Annotated in this window: 19 protein-coding genes; 8 read left to right on the forward strand and 11 right to left on the reverse strand. The window is 59.3% G+C overall.

Going from position 1 to position 22,034, the window contains the following annotated elements; all coding sequences use genetic code 11:
- Positions 1-54 precede the first annotated feature (54 nt).
- A complete protein-coding gene (gene oadA, locus LOY43_RS28340) occupies positions 55-1,863 on the reverse strand; it encodes a sodium-extruding oxaloacetate decarboxylase subunit alpha (protein WP_095049623.1) in 1,809 nt (602 codons plus the stop codon).
- An 11-nt stretch (positions 1,864-1,874) separates the two neighbouring features.
- Complete coding sequence (locus LOY43_RS28345; RefSeq protein WP_025112637.1) at positions 1,875-3,290, reverse strand: acetyl-CoA carboxylase biotin carboxylase subunit; 1,416 nt, start codon at positions 3,288-3,290, stop codon at positions 1,875-1,877.
- A gap of 190 nt (positions 3,291-3,480) precedes the next feature.
- On the opposite strand from LOY43_RS28345, the gene LOY43_RS28350 reads away from it, so the two are divergent.
- Positions 3,481-4,443 carry a LysR family transcriptional regulator gene (locus tag LOY43_RS28350; RefSeq protein ID WP_095049622.1) on the forward strand — a complete coding sequence of 321 codons (963 nt, stop codon included), beginning with the start codon at positions 3,481-3,483 and terminating at the stop codon, positions 4,441-4,443.
- Here the strand turns inward: LOY43_RS28350 and LOY43_RS28355 are convergent.
- The 3 genes from LOY43_RS28355 to LOY43_RS28365 form a co-directional block, all read right to left on the reverse strand.
- On the reverse strand, positions 4,385-4,588 hold the full coding sequence (locus tag LOY43_RS28355) for a PA3496 family putative envelope integrity protein (RefSeq protein WP_008078845.1): 204 nt from the start codon (positions 4,586-4,588) through the stop codon (positions 4,385-4,387). The genes LOY43_RS28350 and LOY43_RS28355 overlap by 59 nt on opposite strands.
- A gap of 239 nt (positions 4,589-4,827) precedes the next feature.
- Positions 4,828-5,694, reverse strand: coding sequence for a transcriptional regulator HexR (gene hexR, locus LOY43_RS28360; protein ID WP_007962240.1), 867 nt, complete (start codon positions 5,692-5,694; stop codon positions 4,828-4,830).
- A gap of 127 nt (positions 5,695-5,821) precedes the next feature.
- Entirely contained in the window at positions 5,822-8,692 is a 2,871-nt protein-coding gene (locus tag LOY43_RS28365) for a GGDEF domain-containing phosphodiesterase (protein WP_095049621.1), read from the reverse strand.
- 257 nt (positions 8,693-8,949) lie between these two features.
- On the opposite strand from LOY43_RS28365, the gene uvrD reads away from it, so the two are divergent.
- The 3 genes from uvrD to LOY43_RS28380 all read left to right on the forward strand — a co-directional run bounded on the left by uvrD (position 8,950) and on the right by LOY43_RS28380 (position 12,852).
- On the forward strand, positions 8,950-11,133 hold the full coding sequence (uvrD, locus tag LOY43_RS28370; RefSeq protein WP_003229685.1) for a DNA helicase II: 2,184 nt from the start codon (positions 8,950-8,952) through the stop codon (positions 11,131-11,133).
- A 297-nt stretch (positions 11,134-11,430) separates the two neighbouring features.
- Positions 11,431-12,306 carry a Tim44 domain-containing protein gene (locus LOY43_RS28375; protein ID WP_038359440.1) on the forward strand — a complete coding sequence of 292 codons (876 nt, stop codon included), beginning with the start codon at positions 11,431-11,433 and terminating at the stop codon, positions 12,304-12,306.
- A 138-nt stretch (positions 12,307-12,444) separates the two neighbouring features.
- Complete coding sequence (locus LOY43_RS28380; protein WP_003187120.1) at positions 12,445-12,852, forward strand: SMI1/KNR4 family protein; 408 nt, start codon at positions 12,445-12,447, stop codon at positions 12,850-12,852.
- Positions 12,853-12,873: 21 nt separating this feature from the next.
- On the opposite strand, the gene LOY43_RS28385 is transcribed toward LOY43_RS28380, so the two are convergent.
- Complete coding sequence (locus tag LOY43_RS28385) at positions 12,874-14,637, reverse strand: cation:proton antiporter (RefSeq protein WP_007912064.1); 1,764 nt, start codon at positions 14,635-14,637, stop codon at positions 12,874-12,876.
- A 279-nt stretch (positions 14,638-14,916) separates the two neighbouring features.
- Between LOY43_RS28385 and LOY43_RS28390 the strand changes: the two genes are divergently transcribed.
- Positions 14,917-15,399 (forward strand): acyl-CoA thioesterase, encoded by a 483-nt coding sequence (locus LOY43_RS28390; protein WP_003229693.1) that lies wholly within the window; start codon positions 14,917-14,919, stop codon positions 15,397-15,399.
- A gap of 104 nt (positions 15,400-15,503) precedes the next feature.
- On the opposite strand, the gene pdxY is transcribed toward LOY43_RS28390, so the two are convergent.
- On the reverse strand, positions 15,504-16,376 hold the full coding sequence (gene pdxY / locus LOY43_RS28395) for a pyridoxal kinase PdxY (protein WP_095049617.1): 873 nt from the start codon (positions 16,374-16,376) through the stop codon (positions 15,504-15,506).
- Between the two features lie 117 nt (positions 16,377-16,493).
- On the opposite strand from pdxY, the gene LOY43_RS28400 reads away from it, so the two are divergent.
- Entirely contained in the window at positions 16,494-16,907 is a 414-nt protein-coding gene (locus LOY43_RS28400; RefSeq protein WP_026000521.1) for a DUF3301 domain-containing protein, read from the forward strand.
- A 78-nt stretch (positions 16,908-16,985) separates the two neighbouring features.
- Here the strand turns inward: LOY43_RS28400 and LOY43_RS28405 are convergent, their stop codons facing one another.
- Entirely contained in the window at positions 16,986-17,951 is a 966-nt protein-coding gene (locus tag LOY43_RS28405; RefSeq protein WP_095049616.1) for a GTP-binding protein, read from the reverse strand.
- Between the two features lie 29 nt (positions 17,952-17,980).
- Here LOY43_RS28405 and LOY43_RS28410 point away from each other — a divergent pair, with 29 nt between their 5' ends.
- The gene (locus LOY43_RS28410) at positions 17,981-18,337 is read left to right on the forward strand and encodes a hypothetical protein (RefSeq protein ID WP_016984020.1); all 357 of its coding nucleotides are present in this window, start codon (positions 17,981-17,983) and stop codon (positions 18,335-18,337) included.
- Positions 18,338-18,341: 4 nt separating this feature from the next.
- Here LOY43_RS28410 and LOY43_RS28415 read toward each other — a convergent pair whose 3' ends face one another.
- Both LOY43_RS28415 and zigA read right to left on the reverse strand, forming a co-directional pair.
- The gene (locus LOY43_RS28415) at positions 18,342-18,986 is read right to left on the reverse strand and encodes a DUF1826 domain-containing protein (protein WP_258709009.1); all 645 of its coding nucleotides are present in this window, start codon (positions 18,984-18,986) and stop codon (positions 18,342-18,344) included.
- Positions 18,986-20,191 (reverse strand): zinc metallochaperone GTPase ZigA, encoded by a 1,206-nt coding sequence (zigA, locus tag LOY43_RS28420; protein ID WP_258709010.1) that lies wholly within the window; start codon positions 20,189-20,191, stop codon positions 18,986-18,988. The genes LOY43_RS28415 and zigA overlap by 1 nt, the downstream gene beginning before the upstream one ends.
- A 223-nt stretch (positions 20,192-20,414) precedes the next feature.
- Here zigA and LOY43_RS28425 point away from each other — a divergent pair, with 223 nt between their 5' ends.
- A complete protein-coding gene (locus LOY43_RS28425; RefSeq protein WP_095049678.1) occupies positions 20,415-20,792 on the forward strand; it encodes a glutamine synthetase in 378 nt (125 codons plus the stop codon).
- Here LOY43_RS28425 and LOY43_RS28430 read toward each other — a convergent pair.
- Positions 20,789-21,991: an N-acetylmuramoyl-L-alanine amidase gene (locus LOY43_RS28430; protein ID WP_258709011.1), complete on the reverse strand. Its 1,203-nt coding sequence runs from the start codon at positions 21,989-21,991 to the stop codon at positions 20,789-20,791. The genes LOY43_RS28425 and LOY43_RS28430 overlap by 4 nt on opposite strands.
- Between the last annotated feature and the right edge of the window lie 43 nt (positions 21,992-22,034).

Below are 22,034 nucleotides of genomic sequence, written 5' to 3' on the forward strand. Positions count from 1 at the left end.
AAAAGGGGAGCACATGCCCCCCGAGGTTTAAAGCGTTGGATCGCGGCCGTTATCTCAGCCTTCGATCTCGATCAGAATTTCACCCGGATTCACCCGATCACCCTTGGCCACATGAATCGCGGTGACTTTGCCCGCGACCGCAGCCTGGACTTCGGTTTCCATCTTCATCGCTTCGGTGATCAGCACAGCCTGGCCGGCCTTGACGGTATCGCCCTCCTTGACCAGGACATCGACGATGTTGCCTGGCATGGTGGTGCTGACGTGGCCCGGCGCCGACGCCTGCTTGCGTTTGCTGCTGCCTCCGCTGACAAATTCGTTGAGCGGTTCGAACACCACTTCTTCCGGCATGCCGTCGATGGACAGGTAGAAGTGACGCTTGCCTTCGGCCTTCACACCGACACCAGTGATGTCGACGCGATAGGTTTCGCCGTGAACGTCGATGACGAACTCGGTCGGCACGCCTTCGCCGCCCGCTTTTGTCACACCGCCCGCTTCAGGAATTGGCAGCAGCACTTCCGGGGTGAGGGTGCCGGCGGCACGCTCTTCGAGGAACTTGCGGCCGATGTCCGGGAACATGGCAAAGGTCAGCACGTCTTCTTCCGACTTGGCTAAGGCGCCGATGTCAGCACGCAGCTTGGTCATTTCCGGCTTGAGCAGATCGGCCGGACGCACGTCGATGACTTCTTCACTGCCGATCGCCTGGCGACGCAGCTTCTCGTCGACCACGCCCGGCGCTTTGCCGTAACCGCCTTGCAGATACAGCTTCACTTCGTTGGTGATGGTCTTGTAGCGCTCGCCGGCCAGCACATTGAAGAACGCCTGGGTGCCGACGATTTGCGAGGTCGGGGTCACCAGCGGCGGAAAGCCAAGGTCCTCACGCACGCGCGGGATTTCCGCCAGCACTTCGGCCATGCGGTTAAGAGCGCCCTGCTCTTTCAACTGATTGGCGAGGTTGGAGATCATCCCGCCCGGCACCTGGTTGACCTGCACACGGGTGTCGACGGCAGTGAATTCGCTTTCGAACTGGTGGTATTTTTTGCGCACGGCGTAGAAGTACAGACCGATCTCTTGCAGCAGTTCCAGGTTCAGGCCGGTGTCGTACTCGGTGCCCTTGAGCGCTGCGACCATCGACTCGGTGCCCGGGTGGCTGGTGCCCGAAGCGAAGCTGGAGATCGCGGTGTCGATATGATCGGCGCCGTTTTCGATCGCCTTGAGCTGGCACATGGTCGCCAGACCGGCAGTGTCGTGGGAGTGGATGAACACCGGCAGCGATTGCTCGGCCTTCAACGCGCGAACCAGTTCACCGGTGGCGTACGGGGTCAACAATCCAGCCATGTCCTTGATCGCCACCGAGTCGCAACCCATGGCTTCCATCTGCTTGGCCTGAGTGACGAACGCATCGATGGTGTGCACCGGGCTGGTGGTGTAAGCGATGGTGCCCTGTGCATGTTTGCCGGCAGCCTTCACCGCTTCGATGGCCACACGCAGGTTCCGCACGTCGTTCATCGCGTCGAAGATACGAAACACATCGATGCCGTTTACCGCAGCTTTAGCGACGAAGGCTTTTACTACGTCGTCGCTGTAGTGGCGGTAGCCCAGCAGGTTCTGCCCGCGCAAGAGCATTTGCAGACGAGTGTTAGGCAGCGCCGCGCGCAGTTGGCGCAGACGCTCCCACGGGTCTTCTTTCAGAAACCGTACGCAGGCGTCGAACGTCGCCCCGCCCCAGCACTCCAGCGACCAGTAGCCGACTTTGTCGAGCTTGTCGCAGATCGGCAGCATGTCTTCGGTGCGCATGCGGGTGGCGAGCAGCGATTGGTGAGCGTCGCGCAGGATGGTATCGGTGACAAAGATCTTCTTGGACATTGTTGTATTCCTCACAGGCCTGCGTGGGCGGCGATGGCGGCGGCGATGGCCAGGGCCAGCTCTTCGGGTTTGCGCTTGATCGAGTAGTTAGTCAGTTCAGGGTGGCTTTCAACGAAGCTGGTATTGAACTGGCCGCTGCGGAATTCCGGGTTGCGCAGAATTTCCTGGTAGTACGCGGCGGTGGTCTTCACACCTTGCAGACGCATGTCGTCGAGGGCACGCAGGCCACGGTCCATCGCCTCTTCCCAGGTCAGCGCCCAGACCACAAGCTTCAGGCACATCGAGTCGTAGAACGGCGGAATGGTGTAGCCGGTGTAGATCGCTGTGTCGGTGCGCACACCCGGGCCGCCGGGGGCGTAGTAACGGGTGATCTTGCCGAAGCTCGGCAGGAAGTTGTTCTTCGGGTCTTCGGCGTTGATACGGAACTGCAAGGCGAAACCACGGTGCTGAATGTCTTCCTGCTTCACCGACAACGGCAGGCCGGAGGCGATGCGAATCTGCTCGCGGACGATGTCGATCCCGGTGATTTCTTCAGTGATGGTGTGCTCCACCTGCACCCGGGTGTTCATCTCCATGAAGTACACCTCGCCCTCGGCGAGCAGGAACTCCACGGTACCGGCGTTCTCGTAGCCCACCGCCTTGGCCGCTCGCACCGACAGGTCGCCGATGTAGGCGCGCTGTTCCGGGGTCAGTTGCGGGCTTGGGGCGATTTCGATGAGCTTCTGGTTACGGCGCTGGATCGAGCAATCACGCTCGAACAGGTGCACGACGTTGCCGAAGCTGTCGCCGAGGATCTGCGCTTCGATGTGCTTGGGATTGACGATGCATTTTTCCAGGAACACTTCGGCAGAACCGAAGGCCTTGGTTGCTTCGGAAATCACCCGAGGGAAATTCTGTTCGAGTTCTTCGCGGCTGTTGCAGCGACGGATACCGCGACCGCCACCACCGGAAGTGGCTTTGAGCATCACCGGGTAACCGATGCGGTCGCCCTCGGCCAAGGCTTCTTCGATGTCCGCTACGTTACCTTCGGTGCCCGGCGTCACCGGTACACCGGCCTTGATCATGCTGCGCCGGGCTTCGGTCTTGTCGCCCATGCGGCGAATGACTTCCGCCGACGGGCCAATGAATTTGATGCCGCGCTCGGCGCAGATGTCTGCCAGCTCGGCATTTTCCGAAAGGAAACCGTAACCGGGGTGCAACGCATCGCAGCCGGTTTCAACCGCCAGGTTCACCAGCTTGCGCGGGTTCAGGTAACCGGCCAGTGGCTCGGCACCGATGCTGTGGGCCTCGTCCGCGCGCTTCACATGCAGCGCATGGCGGTCGGCGTCGGAAAAAATCGCAACCGAGCGAATGCCCATTTCGGCGCAGGCTCGCACGATTCGTACGGCAATCTCACCACGGTTGGCGATCAGGATCTTTGTTATCACTTGGAGGTTCCCTTGAGCCGGTGGTACCACGACCTGCTAGACCCAGGTCGACGCGTGACCAAATGTTTCAATTCAGTCGCAGGTCCACACTAGCGCTCATGAGGGATTAACAAAAATGAATAAAAATTGGGCTAGCCATAAGTAAAGACTTATAGTTAAACAATCAGCCTGCCGACAGAGCCTATAAGAAATGCGTAAGTCATTGATGCGTATGACATTGCGTCAGTTGCAGATCTTCAACGAAGTGTGTGATTTACGCTCTTACAGCCGCGCAGCCGAGGAAATGTCGCTCACGCAACCGGCCGTCAGCCTACAGATTCGTCAGCTCGAAGAGCTGATCGGGCAGCCATTATTCGATTACGTCGGCAAAAAACTCTACATGACCGAAGCCGCCGAAGCACTTCAGCGCGCCAGCCGGGACATCTTCGGGCGTCTGGAAAACCTCGATATGCAACTGTCCGACATGCAGGGTTCGCTGCAGGGCCAATTGAAACTGGCGGTGGAATCCAGCGCCAAATACTTCGTGCCGCACCTGTTCGCCGCGTTCAAGCGTCAGCACCCGGAAGTGAATCTGCAACTGACCGTGGTCAACCGTGGCCAGGTGATTCGCAGGCTGTCCGACAACCGCGACGATCTGGTGATCATGTCGATGGTGCCGCAGGACATGGGTCTGGATTTCCTGCCGTTCCTCAACAACCCGATTGTTGCCGTGGCGCGCCCGGATCACCCGCTGGCACACATGGGCCCGCTGCGGTTGCAGGATCTGGAACCCTACACGCTGCTGATCCGCGAGCCCGGCTCGGGCACACGACTGGCCTGCGAAGAGTACTTCAAAGAGAAACGCGTGCACTTCACCCAGACTCAGGAAGTGGCCTCGGCCGAAGCTCAGCGTGAATGTGTTCAGGCGGGTCTGGGCCTGGCGCTGTTGACGCGCCACGCCCTGAACCTGGAACTGGCGACCGGCGGGCTCGTCGAGCTGCCGGTCGAGGAATTGCCGCTATTCCGTAGCTGGTGTCTGGTGCAAGCCAAAGCCAAACGCTTGTCACCGGTGGCGCACGCCTTCCTGGCGTTTATCCGTAGCGAGCGCGTGCAGATCAGCGCGCTGGTTGAGCGCTTCGACGGGAAGCTGCGGGTGCTGCCTGCCAGTGAGTGATCTCGGGAAAGTCGCCGATTTCGGCTTGAAGCTGACGGAGTTCGAAGCGATCTTCGATAGCGCGGCGAAACTCCATGCGGCGCTGGTCTTCCTGCTGACGACGGGTTTTCGCGGCGCTGTTGCGTTCTTCGTAGGGCTGAGCCATTTCGAGTCTCCCAAGGCGATGACGGGAGTTTCACGATAGGCGGCGGGGATGACGGTTTGGCTGCGTGTCGATGACAGTGCGATGAAACTTGCGCAGGGTTGTGGTGTTTTTGAGGACGCCTTCGCGAGCAGGCTCGCTCCCACACTTGATCTCGGTATGACACAGAATTTGTGTACCCCGAAGATCCCCTGTGGGAGCGAGCCTGCTCGCGATTAAGGTCGGAACGACCTTAGATGACTTCAGTCATCCAGCGCTTTCACGGCTTTCGGCGACAAGCGCAAGCTGCGCAGACTGCGCTTCACGCTCTTCAGGTGATTGACCAGACTCGGCCCACGCGCCATCGCCACGCCCATCGCCAGCACGTCAATCACTACCAGGTGAGCAATACGCGAAGTCAGCGGCGTATAGATTTCGGTGTCTTCGTGCACATCGATTGCCAGATTGACGGTCGACAATTCGGCCAACGGCGTCTGGCTCGGGCACAAGGTAATCAGCGAAGCGCCGCTCTCACGCACCAGATTGGCGGTGATCAGCAGATCCTTGGAACGCCCGGACTGCGAAATACAGATCGCCACATCGGTCGGTTTCAACGTCACCGCCGACATCGCCTGCATGTGCGGATCGGAATACGCCGCTGCAGTCAGCAGCAAACGGAAGAACTTGTGCTGCGCATCCGCCGCCACTGCACCCGATGCGCCGAAGCCATAGAACTCGACCCGCTGCGCCTGCGACATCAGTGTCACCGCACGCTGCAACTCAACCGGATCGAGCTTCTCGCGAACCTCCATCAAGGTGTGCAACGTGGTGTCGAAGATCTTCAGGCTGTAGTCGGCGACCGAGTCGTCTTCATGGATCGCGAACTGGCCGAAGCTGGCACCGGCCGCGAGGCTTTGCGCTAACTTCAGTTTGAGATCCTGAAAACCGGAGCAACCGATGGCGCGACAGAAGCGCACGATGGTCGGCTCGCTGATGCCAACGCTGTGGGCCAGGTCGGCCATGGAACTGTGCATCACCGCCGCAGGGTCAAGCAGCACGTGGTCGGCGACCTTGAGCTCCGACTTGCGTAACAGGTGACGTGACTGGGCGATGTGTTGCAGCAGATTCAAGGGGCTGGACTCTTCTTATGGGCAAGGATGTAGCACGCTTGTAGTTATACTACATGAATTGGCTTTTTGCCTGCTCAATGCGTAACTCCATGTCCCCATATCAGGCGCGATGGGGTGTATGTAGCCCTTAAAACGGTTTTTCCTGTTCGCGCAAAAGCCCGGCCAGACCGCTCGCCTCCACCGGCCGGCTGATCAGATAACCCTGCACTTCATCGCAACGCTCAGCGCGTAAAAATTCCAGCTGCTCCTGGCGCTCGACACCTTCGGCGACCACTTTCAGTGACAGCCCATGGGCCATGGCAATGATCGCGCGAGTGATCGCCGCATCTTCACTGCCCTCCCCCAAACCGCGAATGAATGCCTGATCGATCTTCACGTAATCCACCGGAATGCGCTTGAGGTAACTCAGCGACGAATACCCGGTGCCAAAATCATCGATGGCCAGTTTCACCCCCAGATCGCGCAGTTGCTGGAAGGTCGCGATGATGTGCTCGACGCTGTCGAGCAACTGGCTCTCGGTCAGTTCCAGTTCGAGGTAGTGCGACGCCAGGCCAGTTTCCTCCAGCACCTGCCGCACCAGACTGACCAGTTTGCCCTGACGCAGTTGATGCACCGACAGGTTCACCGAAACACGAATCGGCTCCAGCCCCTGACGCTGCCATTCGCAGGCCTGCCAGCACGCCTGACGCAGGACGAATTCGCCGATCGGCCCGATCAGACCGGTTTCCTCGGCCAGCCCGATGAAGTCCCCCGGCGGCACCTGGCCCATGGTTGGATGATCCCAGCGCACCAGTGCCTCTGCCGCATTCAAACGCCCGGTTTGCAGGCACAGCTTCGGTTGATAGAACACTTTCAGCTGCTTGTCTTCGATGGCCTTGCGCAGATGGTTTTCCAGCTGCAAGCGCTCAAGGGTGCTGGCCTGCAGGCTGTCGGTGTAGAACTGGAAGTTGTTCCCGCCCAGATGCTTGGCATGTTGCATGGCCATGTTCGACTGGCTGACCAGTGCGGAGATTTCCCGGGCGTTGTCCGGCAGCATGCTGATGCCCATCGAGGCGCTGACCACCAGCTCATGCCCTTCGACCGTCAGTGGCAGGCGCAACTTGCTCGACAGGCGCGTGGCGACCCGGGCCAGACTTGAGAGATTGCCGTAGGCATCGAACAGTACGGCGAACTCGTCACCGGACAAGCGGGCGATGGTATCCGCTTCCGGTAAGGCGTTGACCAGCCGGCGCGCCATTTTCTGCAGTAACTGGTCAGCAATCTCATGGCCGAGACTGTCGTTGAGCAATTTGAAGCGATCCAGATTGATGTGCAGCAACGCCAGACTGCGTCGTCCCTGACGCGAACGTTGATGCGCTTCATGCAAGCGCTCGCGGAACAGCGAGCGGTTGGCCAACCCGGTGAGCTCGTCGTAATGGGTCAGATAGCGCATGCGCTCTTCGGATTCGCGGCGTGCTGACAGATCGGCGAAGAAGCCGACGATATGGCTGACATTTCCCCGACCATCACGCACTGCATTCAGTTGCAGCCACTGCGGATACAGCTCGCCGTTCTTGCGGGTTTCAACCAGTTCGCCCTGCCAACTGCCGTGTTGCTCAAGTGCATGACGGATGGCGACGTAATGGCGGCGGGCATCACGGCTGCACGGCAGCTCGACGACGTTGCGCCCGAGCATGTCCTCGATGTCGTAACCGGTAACCCGGCTGAACGCCTGATTGATCGCGATCAGCGCATAGTTCGGGTCGAGAATCACGATGCCTTCACTGGCCGCTTCGAATACGGTCGCCGCCAAGCGCTGCTGCTCTTCGAGGCTTTTGCTGGCGCTGATGTCGCGGCGGGTACCGACCATGCGGATCACCCGGCCGCTGTCGCTGCGCTCTACGGCGCGGCCTCGGTCTTCGATCCACACCCAATGGCCATCGCCGTGACGTACGCGGTATTCGATCTGATAGTCCTCGGTGCGCCCCTTCAAGTGCTCGATCAACGCGTATTTCAGCGTCGGCACATCGTCTGGATGCAGACGTGGCTTGAGGTCGCGCAAAAGCGCCGTGACGTATTCCGGAGCGAGGCCGAACAGCTCCTGAATCTGCGTGTGGTGAACCTCGTCGGTTTGCAGGTTCCAGTCCCACAGACCCAACTCACTGGCCTTCAACGCCAGCGCCAGCCGCGCTTCGCTTTTGCGAAGGGCCTGATTGGCCGCGTCCAGTTCAAGGCTGCGCTGGGCAACGCGGTCTTCAAGTTCGACCTGCGCTTCACGCAATTTGCCCTCGGCGCAGCGGCGCTGGTCGATTTCTTTGGCCAGTTCCTGATTGAGCTGTTCGCTGCGCGACTGCGTCTGTTGCAGGTGCTCGATCAGATGCTGATTCTGGAAGCGCCGCAGCAAGCCCCGATCAATCAGCCGATTGACCTGCCACGCGACCACGCTCAGCGAACCGAGCAGGATCAGACCGAGCCAGCCCCAACCGCGCGCCTGCTCGTCACCGCCCCAGAACAGATAACCGATCGCCGGCAACAGGCAGGGCAAGGTAAACGACAGAAACGCCGGCAGGCTCACCGCGTAGGCGACGCTAGCCGAGAGGGTTGCGGCGCCGATCAGGCCGAATACCCAGGCCTGCTGAATGAAGTTGTCGGCGGGCACCAGGGCGATGCCGGCACCGGCCAGGGTCAGACCGGTCATGGTCGACCCGAGCAGAAACATCCGCCGCCAGATCGGTTGCGCCTGACGATCAGGGATCGCCGAATCGAACGCCGCCACCTGAATCACCCGCAACGCCACCAGTGACAGCAACCACACCAGCCAGACGCTGACCACGAAATAGCGCTGCGGGCTCCAGAGCAAAGCGGCGCAGACCAGACCATTGATCAACATGAACAGCGTGGGCAACAACGAGCCCTGATACAGCAGACGCGTGCGCTCGACCGCCATCTCGACGGCATAGTGCTTGCGGATAACCCGGGGATCCACGGAGGGGCCCGACAGTTCGGAGCTGAGGGTCATGGGCAACGTTCTTGTTCTTATAAGGAGGGCGTGCGCCCGAAACGTGGACGGAGCATACACAAGCAGATCCCGTTGCCAAACTGCTCAAGATCATAATTTCACTTAAACTTTTCCGTCCTTTGCCACCGGCCAAACCCTGGGAACGCGGCGGGCCAATGCCTGTAGCCAGTGACCGACCGGTCGTCATCGACAGGAGTTTCATCGGCTAATGCAAAGCTCGGTTTGCCCGGGCCTGCGGCGCACCCTAGAATGCCCCGATGCGCGATGATCTCTCCCTTCTGCTGAACTCCCTCAACGATGCCCAACGCCAGGCCGTAGCAGCCCCCGTTGGCCGTCAGTTGGTCCTGGCCGGTGCTGGCTCCGGTAAAACCCGAGTGCTGGTGCACCGTATCGCCTGGTTGATCCAGGTCGAAAACGCCTCGCCCCACTCCATTCTGTCGGTGACCTTCACCAACAAGGCCGCTGCGGAGATGCGTCATCGCATCGAGCAGTTGCTGGGGATCAACCCGGCCGGCATGTGGGTCGGCACCTTCCACGGCCTTGCGCACCGCTTGCTGCGGGCACACTGGCAGGAAGCAGGCCTGAGCCAGACTTTCCAGATTCTCGACAGCGATGACCAGCAACGGCTGGTAAAACGGGTAATCCGCGAGCTCGGCCTCGACGAGCAACGCTGGCCGGCGCGTCAGGCGCAGTGGTTCATCAATGGCCAGAAAGACGAAGGCCTGCGTCCGCAACACATTCAGGCCAGTGGCGATTTGTACCTGGCGACCATGCGCGGCATCTATGAGGCCTATGAGGCGGCGTGCCAGCGTGCCGGCGTCATCGATTTCTCCGAACTGCTGCTGCGTGCCCTCGACCTGTGGCGCGATCACCCGGGCCTGCTCGCGCATTATCAAAAACGCTTCCGGCATATTCTGGTGGACGAGTTCCAGGACACCAACGCCGTGCAGTACGCCTGGTTGCGCTTGCTTGGCAAGGGTGGCGACAGCCTGATGGTGGTCGGCGACGACGACCAGTCGATCTACGGCTGGCGCGGCGCGAAAATCGAGAACATTCATCAGTATTCTTCCGATTTCCCGGATTCGGTGACCATTCGTCTGGAGCAAAACTACCGCTCCACCGCCGGCATCCTCAAGGCCGCCAACGCCTTGATCGCCAACAACACCGGGCGTCTGGGCAAAGAGCTGTGGACCGACGGCGGCGACGGCGAAGCGATCAATCTGTACGCCGCGTTCAACGAGCACGACGAAGCACGCTATGTTGTCGAAACCATCGAAAGCGCGCTGAAAACCGGCTTGGCCCGCAGCGATATCGCGATTCTGTACCGCTCCAACGCCCAGTCGCGCGTTCTCGAAGAAGCCTTGTTGCGTGAGCGCATTCCCTACCGCATTTATGGTGGCCAGCGCTTCTTCGAACGTGCCGAAATCAAGAACGCCATGGCCTATCTGCGTTTGCTTGAAGGTCGTGGCAACGATGCGGCGCTGGAGCGGGTAATCAACGTTCCAGCCCGTGGCATCGGTGAAAAAACAGTCGAAGCTATTCGCGACCATGCACGCCACAGCGATGTGTCGATGTGGGAAGCGATGCGCCAACTGGTCGCCAACAAAGGCCTGACCGGTCGCGCCGCCGGTGCGCTGGGTGCGTTTATCGAGTTGATCGAAAATCTCGCCGCCAAGTGCATGGAAATGCCGCTGCATTTGATGACGCAAACCGTCATCGAGCAATCCGGTCTGATCGCTTATCACGAGGCGGAAAAAGGCGAGAAAGGCCAGGCCCGGGTAGAAAACCTTGAGGAACTGGTCAGCGCCGCGCGCAACTTCGAGAACACCGAAGAGGACGAAGAGCTGACGCCACTGGCGGCGTTCCTCGGCCATGCGTCGCTGGAAGCCGGGGACACTCAGGCCGACGAACACGAAGACAGCATTCAGCTGATGACCCTGCACAGCGCCAAAGGCCTGGAATTCCCTTACGTGTTCCTCGTGGGCATGGAAGAAGGCCTGTTCCCGCACAAGATGAGCCTGGAAGAACCGGGGCGTCTTGAAGAAGAACGGCGTCTGGCTTACGTGGGCATTACCCGGGCGATGCAGAATCTGGTGATGACCTATGCTGAAACCCGACGCCTGTACGGCAGCGAGACCTACAACAAGGTTTCGCGCTTCGTGCGCGAAGTACCGAAAGGCCTGATTCAGGAAGTGCGCTTGTCGAACAGCGTCAGCCGACCGTTCGGCGGCAATCAGTCGATGAGCGGCAGCAATCTGTTCAGCGGCAGCGAGATTCCGGAAACGGGTTTCAGCCTCGGTCAGGCGGTACGCCATTCGATCTTTGGTGACGGGGTGATCCTCAACTTCGAAGGCGCCGGCGCCCAGGCACGGGTGCAGGTGAACTTCAGCGAAGGCAGCAAATGGCTGATGCTCGGTTATGCCAAGCTGGAAGCAATCTGATACCAGTTTTGCTGTTTTTGTGGGAGCGAGCCTGCTCGCGAATGAAATCGCTGCGGTTTATCTGATAGACCGCGGTGCGGCTTTCGCGAGCAGGCTCGCTCCCACAGGGTTTGGTGTTCTGACCAACAATCCTGCGGAACCTATCTCCTTTTCCTACAGCCAAAAGTACACGCTCTTATTGCCTCGCGAAGCTGAACGCGACCTGTCAGGCAAAAGCCCGAAACACTCTCTCGCTAGCCAGTAACACTTCAGCTGTGCAACATGGCGCGCGTGTCTCCACAAACGGGAATTCCCTTTATGAAACGTTTTCTTAGCATCGCCATGGCGTTGTGCATCGGCCTGACGATGAGCCTCGACGCCAACGCCAAGCGCTTTGGTGGTGGCAAAAGCGCCGGCGCTGCGCCGACGCACCAGACCAGCCAGATGGCTCCTTCTTCTCCAGGTGTCGGCGGCGCTGCGGCGACCGCAGGTGCTGCCGGTGCCGCTGGCGCTGCTGCCAAGGCCGGCGGTGCTTCGAAATGGCTCGGCCCTCTGGCCGGTATCGCCGCCGGTGGCCTGCTCGCGTCCATGTTCATGGGCGGCGGCTTCCAGGGCATGCAGATCTTCGACATCCTGATCATGGCCGTGATCGCGTTCGTGATCTTCCGCTTCATCGCCGCGCGTCGCCGCAAGCAGCAAGAGCAATTCGCTCCGGCCGGCGCGCCGATGCAGCGTGAAGTGTTCGAGCAAAAGCCTGCCGCCATGGGTTCGATCTTCGGTGGTTCGGCTGCACCTGCTGCCGCCCGTCCGGTGATCAACGCGCCGGCCTGGTTCAACGAGCAGAACTTCCTTGAAGCTGCACGCAGCCACTTCCAGTCGCTGCAGCAGCACTGGGACGCCAACGAAATGGACAAGATCGCCGAGTTCGTGACCCCGCAAATGCTTGAGTTCCTCAAGCGTGAGCGTGCGGATCTGGGCGACGCGTTCCAGTCGACCTACATCGACAACCTCCAGGTACAACTGGACGGCGTGGATGACCGTGCCGACAAGACCATCGCCACTCTGACCTTCAGCGGTGTGTCGAAAACCTCGCGCTTCGACCAGGGCGAAGTGTTCAGCGAAAGCTGGAACATGGAACGTCCGCAGGGCGAGAACCAGCCTTGGCTGGTGGCCGGTATCCGCCAGAACGGCTGATCCCTTCCAGGCTTCACTTGCCGTAATAAAAAACCCCAGTCTCGGCTGGGGTTTTCTATTTCGCGGTTGCATCTATAGCGAGCTACTGTATAAACCGGCCCATATAAACCGCGCCATTCAAGCAAGAGGATCCCGGACGTGGAAGAAATCATCGAACAACTGCGTGAAGCCAACGAACCCGTGCCGGTTCCATTGGAGTTGCCTGACGAAGATCTGCTGGTCGAAATCGAAGAACAGCTGTTCATCGACATTCCGTTTGTCTTCAGAGAGTTTTTGCTGACCGTCAGCGACGTGGTTTACGGTAGCCTGGAGCCGGTAACTGTCACCGACCCGCAATCGCACACCTACTTGCCGGATGTCGCCGCCAACGCTTGGGATGCCGGCGTGGATCGCAGCCTGATTCCAATCTGTCAGGACGGCGATGACTACTACTGTGTCGAAGAGGATGGCACGGTGGTGTTGTGGCAGGCCGAAGAAGAGTTGATTGCCGAGGAAACCTGGGAATCGGTGTGGCACTGGGCGCGGGACGTCTGGCTGGAAAGCTGATCAGCCAGCCGCCCCGGCAGGTCAGTGCCCCGACGACTCCTTGTGGTTGTCGAGGGTTTCCAGCAGCGCCACCTGCATCCGCGTGTGCACGCGGATGAACCAGCGCCAGAGCAGCGCCGCCACGGCGGCCGCGACCACGGCGATCAGTACCAGCAACTTGTTGGTCGGCAAGATACTGGCCGACAAGGCTGCCAGCAGCAGGAAAATCACCAGCAGTGAGAGAATCGGGATCACTTCGGAGATCACCCGGCGCACTCGCTGCGTGTGACGCCCGGCCATCTCCGGCTTCACACCCATCTCCGCCAGCAGCATCGACAACGCCTTGAGCTTGCGATAAGCGGCGATCAGGAACGGCAACGACACCAACAAGGCACCGCCCCAGATCAACGCCTTCTGCCAGCTCGGATCGCTGATCCAGTCTTGCAGCCACAGCGAGATGCGTTCAGCGAAATACGCGCCGGCGAAGAAGATCGCGATCACCAGCGCCAGGTTGACGCCGACTTGCAGCAAGATCTTGCGAATGATTGACGCCAGCATTGCACCCTCGCCTTGCGGCTGAATGCTGCGCAGCCATTCGCCATACATGCCCAGCACGCGGCCGAGAGGCTTGGGCACAGCCGCGGACAACTTGATCGACAGCGGATCAGCCGCGCGGATCAGATACGGCGTCAGCAAAGTGGTAATCACCGACACCGCCACGGCAACCGGGTAGAGGAAGTTACTGGTCACCTGCAACGTCATCCCGAGAGCGGCGATGATGAAGGAAAATTCGCCAATCTGTGACAGGCCCATCCCCACGCGCAGTGAGGTGCGTCCGTCATTGCCGGCGATAAAGGCACCGAGGCCGCAGGACAGCATTTTGCCGAGCACCACGGCCACGGTGATCACCGCAATCGGCCACGCGTATTCGAGCAGAATCATCGGGTCGAGCATCAGCCCGATGGCGACGAAGAAGATTGCGCTGAACAGATCACGAACCGGCTCGATCAGCCGCTCGATCTTCAGCAACTGCCGCGACTCGGCCATGATCGCGCCGATCAGGAACGCGCCGAGCACCATGCTGTATTCGAGCTTGACTACCAGCAGGCAGAAGCCGAAACACAGGCCGAGCACGGTGATCAGCAGCATCTCGTTGCTTTCGAATTTGGCCACATAGGCCAGCAATCGCGGCACCAGCAGAATGCCGATGACCAGCGCGACGATCATGAACAGCGACAGTTTGCCAACCGTGGAAAACACTTCTCCGGAACTGACCGTGCCGCTGACGGCGATGCTTGAAAGCAGTGCGATGATGCCGATGCCGAGGATGTCTTCGACGATCAGCACGCCGAAGATCAACTGCGCAAAGCGCTCGTTTTTCATCTTCAGATCATTGAGGGCCTTGACGATGATGGTGGTCGAGGAAATCGCCAGAATCGCGCCGAGGAACAGCGAGTCCATGGTGTTCCAGTCGAACCAGCGACCGATTTCGTAGCCGATCCAGATCATCAGGACGATCTCGAGGAACGCCGCGATAAACGCTGTGGCGCCGACCTTGAACAGCTTGCGCAGGCTGAACTCCAGACCCAGGCAGAACATCAGGAAAATCACCCCGAGTTCGGCGAGGGTCTTGATGGTTTCTTCGTCGTGGATCAGACCGAACGGCGGGGTGTGCGGGCCGATGATGAAGCCGGCGACGATGTAACCGAGCACCACCGGCTGTTTGAAGCGATGAAACAACACGGTCACCACACCTGCGACCAACATGATCACTGCCAGGTCTTGAATAAAACTGATGGCATGCATGGCGTGGGCTCCTTGAATGACGAGGCTCGCCGGCAGACGTCAGAAATGTCTGGGCGAGCGAAGTAAAAATCCGCTTTTCGTGTGGGAATTGCCTTTGTAAGGGGCTTTTGCAGGTTAACACCGCGACTTGTGGCTGGAAGGCGGTGCAATATATGGAAACAGATCGATTCCGGCGTGACGGCGGCCAGTCGCCCGGCGTCCCGATAACGGTGCTTTTGAAAAGCGACCAGGCACCCGCAGAGGTGCTTCCAGTAACCAGCCTTGATCCGTGAGAACGTTATGGAACCCGGAAACGCCCAGCTGTCGATGACGGTACTGATGACCCCCGACATGGCCAACTTCTCTGGCAATGTCCACGGCGGCACCCTGCTCAAATACCTCGACGAAGTGGCTTATGCCTGCGCGAGCCGCTATGCCGGCCGCTACGTGGTGACCCTGTCGGTGGATCAGGTGATTTTCCGCGAGCCGATTCATGTCGGCGAACTGGTGACCTTCCTCGCCTCGGTCAACTACACCGGCAACACCTCGATGGAAGTCGGCATCAAAGTCGTCACCGAGAACATCCGCGAACGCTCGGTGCGCCACACCAACAGCTGCTTCTTCACCATGGTCGCGGTGGATGATCAGCGCAAACCGGCCGCCGTGCCGCCGCTGCAACCGCAGAACAGTGAAGACAAGCGTCGTTATATGCAGGCGCAGCAGCGTCGGCAGATTCGCCAGGAGCTGGAGAAGCGGTATCAGGAGATCAAGGGCGACGCCTGAGATTTGTAGCGTTAAGAAATCGCTATCGCGAGCAGGCTCACTCCTACATTGGAATGCGTTTCCCTGTAGGAGTGAGCCTGCTCGCGATTGGATTCAACGCGGTCTTAAAGACTGATCGCCGTCGCCTCGAACTTAACCCGAGGATGCGCAATCCGGTCCTGCGCCCGCACCAGCTGCAACTCATAACTGGCGCACGCCTGAGTTTCCAGCAACACCTCATGCACCGCCGCCGCCGTGAATTCAAACGCGGCTACCAAGCTGTCACCCAGCAGCACCCGCGCCAGAAACAGGCCAGACGTCAGATCGCCCACGCCCACCGGCTGACGCGGAAACGCCAACAACGGACGACGCAGATGCCAGCTGCCTTCAGCCGTCACCAGTAACATTTCAAAGCCATCGGCCGGTTTGCCCGGATAATCCAGATGCTTGACCAGTACTACTTTCGGCCCGCGCGCCAGCAAGGCCCGCGCCATTGCCAGGCAATCGAACAGCGACTGCGGCTTGCGCCCGGAAAAACTGTCCAGCTCCAACTGGTTCGGACACATGATGTCCGCCACGGCCGCCGCCTCTTCCAGCAGGAAATCGCTGACCTCGGTCGGTACGCTGCAGCCCTTCTCCGGATGGCCCATCACCGGATCGCACAGATACAGCGCCTTCGGATTGACCGATTTGATGCGCTCGACGCCGCTGAGAATCGCCCGGCCCTGCGCCGCGCTGCCGAGGTAACCGGACAGCACCGCATCGCAATTGCCCAGCTCGCCAATCGCGGCGATCCCTTCGACCAGCTCGGGAATCTGCTGCGGCGCCAGCACTTCGCCGGCCCACTGACCGTACTGGGTGTGGTTGGAAAACTGCACGGTGTTAAGCGGCCAGACATTGACCCCGACCCGCTGCATCGGAAAAACCGCGGCGCTGTTGCCGGCGTGGCCGAACACCACGTGAGACTGAATGGCGAGCAGATGAGGCGTACGTTTCATTCGGGTCATTCCGTAAAACGATTGAAATTCAAGCCGCGCAGTATGCGACGAAACGCAGCCTGTACGACAGACCGGCGACGCAGTTAAGCTGACGCTATCTTTTGGAGTTCGATGTTGATGCTGACCCTGGAAAACATCTTCGTGCTGATACTGTTCGCCGCTGCCGGCGCGTGGCTATGGCACAACCACGGCTTGCGCGAACGAGCGCTGGAGCGGGTCAAGCAGCATTGCCTGAACGTGCGGGTCGAACTGCTCGATGGCAACGTCGCCCTGAAGAAAATCGGTTTCATCAAGGACGCCAACGGTCGCCGACGACTGGCGCGGGTGTACAACTTTGAATTCACCGTGACCGGCGAAACCCGGCATAACGGCACCATCACCCAGTTTGGCGCGCACAGTGCGCAGATCGAACTAGCGCCCTACCCGGCACCGTTCGACGACACGCCGCCAGTAGTGGAAGTGCACAAGCCGCGGGCGGAAGTGATCGAGTTGAGCCAGTGGCGGCAAGAACATACCAAGTGGAAGCCTTAAAAATCAAAAGATCGCAGCCTTCGGCTGCTCCTACAGGGAATCCCATGTAGGAGCTGCCGAAAGCTGCGATCTTTTGATCTAACTTTCCCGACACCCCGACAAACCCTGCTGCAGCTCATCAATGTTTTGCGGATCGACGAAGATCAGCTCAATCCGCGAATCCTTTCGCCACTCACTGACCTGCCAAATCAACTCGGCATTATCCAAAGCATTCGCAGACACCCAACCCTCCGAGCTGTGGATAACCAGTTTCGCCCGCTGCCAATTGAGGCTGGCTAGCCAGTCAGCAATGTGCCGCTTGTCGAACGTCTGCCCCGGATGCCAACGCCAACCAATACTCCAGCCCCCTTCCTGCACCTGACTCAGGCAAATCGGCAGCGTCGGATCAGTCCAGACGGCCGGCATTTGTCCTAATCCCTTGGGTACGGCCAAGTTATCCAAACCGTTGACCGCTTTTGCGGCTAGGCCCGGCAGTTCGCCCAGGTTTAGTTGCGCCTCTTGAGTCCAGACCAACGGCACTGCCGGCAACTGGCTGGCGATTTTTTCCCTGGCCCTGTCATCAAGGTTTTCAGCCTTGTTCAACAACAGCAGGCCAGCGGCTTCCAAGGCTTCTTGTTGCGCTGCGGGCAAGGCTTTCCCCGCCTGCAGCGCCTGAGCATCCAGCACCAGCACACACGGCTGCACCGCCAGCACACCTCGCCACGGCGCCTCATTCAACTGGCTAATCAGCTGCGCCGGATGCCCCAGCCCGGACGGTTCGATAAACAACCGATCTGGCTTCGCCTTGCGCAGCAACCGCCCCAGGCCAATCTGAAACGGCGCGCCGTTGACGCAACACAGGCAACCGCCGGCCACTTCGCCCAGTGCGATACCCTCGGCGTCACTCGTCAACAGGGCGGCGTCGATGCCGATCTGGCCGAACTCGTTGATCAGCACCGCCCAGCGCTCGCCAGCCGGCCGCTGAGCCATCAGTTGACGAATCAGGCTGGTCTTGCCGGCGCCCAAAGGGCCAGCAATGACATGGGTAGGAATGTTCTGCAACATGGCCGGAAGCTTTCTTGGGAGATTCAAAGATGCGTTGGATGGGATGGTCGTTGCTGTTGACGCTACTGTCGAGTGAAGCGTGGGCTCAGGCCTGCGTGGTGCACAGTCAGGGCGAGCGGCTCGACGTCAAAGTCTGTCAGCAGAACCGCAATATCCCGGAGAAACTGTTCAACGACGGTTTCTGCCAGCCGACGCTGGCCGGACAGAAAGTCGAAGTGCAGTACGTCGACCAGTGCCCGAGCGGTGCATTTGGCGTATGCAGCAACGCACAAGTCGCCAATATGCCTTATCGCCAGGATATCCACTATTACGGCGTCGCCACCGATGCCGCGTATCTGAAGCCGTACTGCGAAGGCCAGAGCCAGGGTTCTTGGCTCAAGCCTTGACGCATTAGCCAAGCCAGTCGAGGGTCAGGATCAAGCGGCGCTGGCCCGCGGCGGGTTGCGGCGAGCGGTGAATCAGGCCGAAGCCTTCATTGCCATGCCATTTCTCGCCTTTCAACAGCGCTACATCGCCGCTGTCGAGTTGCTGGATTTGCACGTGGGGCTCCGCGTTCGCCTGCCCCAGCTGACTGCGATCCATCACACCCTCCTTGAGCCATTGGCTGCCGACACCCGCATAAGTCGTGATCAGTCGCACCGGCACGTGATCGACATGGAAGCGTGGACACATGGCTTTATCGAGCACCCGCAGGCGCAGACCTACACGCTTTGCCCCCAGTAAGCAGGCGAATGCGCTGACCAGCCATTTCAGGTCGGCGATAAAACCCTCGTAACCTTCCAGATCACGGAAGCCTGATGCCAGGCCGGTGAGATCGGGTTCGGCGTCCTCATCCGGCAACTCAAGGCACAACGATTCCGCCAAGGGCTCATTGAGCGACAGCAGCAGGTGAGCGAACTCGCTGATGTGCAACGGCAGTTGGCGTTGCCAGACGGCGAGGTTGGTGTCGTCTTCGAGGATTCGCGTCAACGCTTTCGGTGTCGGACCTTGATGCTGATGGCGCGTACGGTTCTGCAGCAGCTTTGGCGCGAGCATCAGGCAGCCTCTTCGTGCCAAGGGCCGAACGGATCTGGCAACAATCGCCAGCCTTCGACACCGAGCGCCATTTCTTCATCGGTGAGCAGGCAGGCATCCAGTTCGGCTGAGAGCTGCAGGAAATCAATGTTCTGACCGATAAACACCAGTTCCTGACGGCAGTCTCCTACGCTCGACAGCCAGTTTTCCATGATCGCGGCGGTGCTTTCCTGATCTTGTGGCCACTGCTCCTTTGGCACGAAACGCCACCAGCGCCCGGCAAAACCGTGGCGCATCAAACCACCGGCCTGCGACCAACTGCCGGCGTCGGTGGGTTTGCTCGCGAGCCAGAAGAAACCTTTGGAGCGCAGCAATTTCCCGTTCAGCCAAGGACGATCGATAAAGCTGAAAAAGCGTTGCGGGTGAAAGGGCCGACGGGCGCGATAGGCTGTGGAGGCGATGCCGTACTCATCGGTTTCCGGCACGTGTTCGCCGCGTAATTCCTGCAGCCAACCCGGTGCCTGTGCGGCTTTCTCGAAGTCGAAACGTCCGGTATTGAGGATTTTCTCCAGCGGCACCTCACCCATCACCATCGGGATGATTTCCGCTTGGGCGTTGAGACGCTGGAGGATCGCGATCAACTCCTCACGCTCGCGCTGGCTGATCAAGTCGATCTTGCTGATCAACAGCACATCGGCGAACTCGATCTGTTCGATCAACAGATCCGTGATGGAGCGCTCGTCTTCCTCGCCCAGGATCTCGCCACGGGAGGCGAGGCTTTCCGCTGCCTGGTAGTCCGGCAGGAAGTTCACACCGTCGACTACAGTGACCATGGTGTCCAGACGCGCGATGTCGGAGAGACTCTGGCCGTGCTCATCGCGAAAGGTAAACGTCTCTGCCACGGGCAACGGCTCGGAAATCCCGGTGGATTCGATCAGGAGATAATCGAAGCGATTTTCACGGGCCAGCTTGCTGACCTCTTCCAGCAGGTCTTCGCGTAACGTACAGCAGATACAACCATTACTCATTTCGACTATTCTTTCTTCTGCACGATTCAGGCTGACATCACGCTGGACTTCGCTGCCATCAATGTTGATTTCGCTCATATCATTAACGATAACAGCCACGCGCAAACCCTCTCTATTACGTAGTACGTAATTCAAAAGTGTACTTTTTCCGGCGCCGAGAAATCCTGAAAGTACGGTGACGGGCAATTCTGCTGACATTGGATAATCCTCTTCAGAAGACAGCCAATTGGCGCTTTTACTGGCGCATGGCGTTTTTGCGCTTCCTACGGTGGCTCACGTAGAAAACCAACGCCTTGAAATCGGGCTGCCCAAGCTTAATTCAAACCAATGTTATAGTATAACAATAAAAAGAAACCAGCCTTCTCTTGTCTTGATCGACAAACAACAGGAAGCTTCGCCAATCCCGCACCCGGAAATCGCCATGAGAAATGCGCTGAAATGCTCGATGTTGAGCCTTGGGTTGTTGCTGGGCGGCAATGCCTGCGCGCAATTGCCGGCACTCGCCAGCTGCACACGCAGCGCCAACTTGCTGGCTTGTGTCGACGCCGATGGCAACGCTTATAGCGTCAATACCGTCGGCAACACCCTTTATCTGCGCGGTTTTGAAAAGACTGGCCGGCGTTATTGGGCGCAGACCAACAGCCGTTTCGGGCAATTGACGTTCTTCACCGGGGTCGCCTCTGATGGCGAAGCCTGGGTTGGTTACACCAGACGTGTCGGCTGGACGACCATCAATCGTTTCTCCAGCTCGGGCGGCAGCAGCGCAAAATTCACCTGCAGCCGCATTACCGGCTGTTAAACCTGGTTGTTTTTCTGCGCCTGCTGCCAGGCAAGGTAGCTGTCGATGGGCGGATTCTTTGCAAAATAACGCTGCAATCCTTCAAACAACCCGTTGGCCACGGCCTGCTGATGTCGCGCAGTAACCAGCCGTTGACTGTCGCGCGCATTGGAAATGAAGCCGGTCTCCACCAGAATTGAAGGTACATCTGGCGATTTCAGAACCGCGAATCCTGCCTGTTCCACACGCTTCTGATGCAGCGTAGTGATGCCGGCCAGACTGCCAAGTACCGTGCTGCCCAACTGCAGACTGGCAGCGATCGTCGCGTTCATCGACATGTCGAGAATCACCCCCGCCAGCATCGGATCCTTACCTTTCAGGTTGAGCAGACTGGTGGCGCCGAGCAGATCCGCACCATTCTCCCGCTGCGCCATGAAGCGTGCCGTCGCCGATGTCGCACCGCCCTCAGACAGGCAATATACCGACGCGCCGGAAGCAGTCAGACGCGGCGCTGCATCGGCATGCACTGAGATAAACATGTCCGCCTTATGCTGACGCGCGATTTCCACGCGTTTGCGCAACGGCACGAAAAAGTCGTCATTGCGCACCAGTTTTACATCGAAGTCCCTCTCTTTTTTCAGGCGTTTGGCGAGCAGTTGCGCAATGGCAAGCACCACATCCTTTTCCCTTTCGCCCTTGGCACCGACAGCACCGGGATCCTTTCCACCGTGCCCTGGGTCAACGACAACAATGATGTCTCGTCTTGGATGCGCGTTCAGCGCAGGTGTTTCACGTGGAACCATTGGCGTATTTGGAGTGGATTTGGCGCTAACCAGATCCAGAACCAAGCGATGGCCCTGGCCGTCCTGCGGCGCCAGAAGGAAGCTGTTTAATAGCACCGGATTGCTCAGATCCAGAACAATCCGCGTGTCACCGTGACCAAAAGGCCCGGAGCGAATCGAACGAATCACCGTTCCATTTAGCGCGAGCTGACGGAAATCTGCGCCAACGCTCGCACTGGACACATCAATTATCAGACGTTCCGGGGCCGTTAGCGTGAAGGTTTTATAGCGCACCGGGCCGCTTAGATCGAACACCAATCGCAGCTTTTCATCCGAGCGCCATAGGCGCGCATTACGAATTTGCGTAGCTGAAACTCTGAAAGGGAGAGCGAGGGCCGCGCTGGCCAGGATCAGATTAAGCAAGTGGCGTCTGTGCATATGAAAGCCTGTTCATGAAAAAGGCATCGTGATTTGAATTGTT

Source organism: Pseudomonas sp. B21-041, assembly GCF_024748675.1.
Taxonomy (GTDB): domain Bacteria; phylum Pseudomonadota; class Gammaproteobacteria; order Pseudomonadales; family Pseudomonadaceae; genus Aquipseudomonas; species Aquipseudomonas neuropathica.

Coding starts and splice junctions, on each gene's coding strand:
- LOY43_RS28415 (WP_258709009.1), bottom strand. CDS start 18,986: ATGCTCGCGCCAAAGCTGCTGCAGAACCGTACGCGCCATCAGCATCAA.
- LOY43_RS28400 (WP_026000521.1), top strand. CDS start 16,494: ATGCTGACCCTGGAAAACATCTTCGTGCTGATACTGTTCGCCGCTGCC.
- LOY43_RS28430 (WP_258709011.1), bottom strand. CDS start 21,991: ATGCACAGACGCCACTTGCTTAATCTGATCCTGGCCAGCGCGGCCCTC.
- LOY43_RS28365 (WP_095049621.1), bottom strand. CDS start 8,692: ATGACCCTCAGCTCCGAACTGTCGGGCCCCTCCGTGGATCCCCGGGTT.
- LOY43_RS28355 (WP_008078845.1), bottom strand. CDS start 4,588: ATGGCTCAGCCCTACGAAGAACGCAACAGCGCCGCGAAAACCCGTCGT.
- pdxY (WP_095049617.1), bottom strand. CDS start 16,376: ATGAAACGTACGCCTCATCTGCTCGCCATTCAGTCTCACGTGGTGTTC.
- LOY43_RS28390 (WP_003229693.1), top strand. CDS start 14,917: ATGGAACCCGGAAACGCCCAGCTGTCGATGACGGTACTGATGACCCCC.
- LOY43_RS28425 (WP_095049678.1), top strand. CDS start 20,415: ATGAGAAATGCGCTGAAATGCTCGATGTTGAGCCTTGGGTTGTTGCTG.
- LOY43_RS28410 (WP_016984020.1), top strand. CDS start 17,981: ATGCGTTGGATGGGATGGTCGTTGCTGTTGACGCTACTGTCGAGTGAA.
- uvrD (WP_003229685.1), top strand. CDS start 8,950: ATGCGCGATGATCTCTCCCTTCTGCTGAACTCCCTCAACGATGCCCAA.
- LOY43_RS28405 (WP_095049616.1), bottom strand. CDS start 17,951: ATGTTGCAGAACATTCCTACCCATGTCATTGCTGGCCCTTTGGGCGCC.
- zigA (WP_258709010.1), bottom strand. CDS start 20,191: ATGTCAGCAGAATTGCCCGTCACCGTACTTTCAGGATTTCTCGGCGCC.
- oadA (WP_095049623.1), bottom strand. CDS start 1,863: ATGTCCAAGAAGATCTTTGTCACCGATACCATCCTGCGCGACGCTCAC.
- LOY43_RS28350 (WP_095049622.1), top strand. CDS start 3,481: ATGCGTAAGTCATTGATGCGTATGACATTGCGTCAGTTGCAGATCTTC.
- LOY43_RS28375 (WP_038359440.1), top strand. CDS start 11,431: ATGAAACGTTTTCTTAGCATCGCCATGGCGTTGTGCATCGGCCTGACG.
- LOY43_RS28385 (WP_007912064.1), bottom strand. CDS start 14,637: ATGCATGCCATCAGTTTTATTCAAGACCTGGCAGTGATCATGTTGGTC.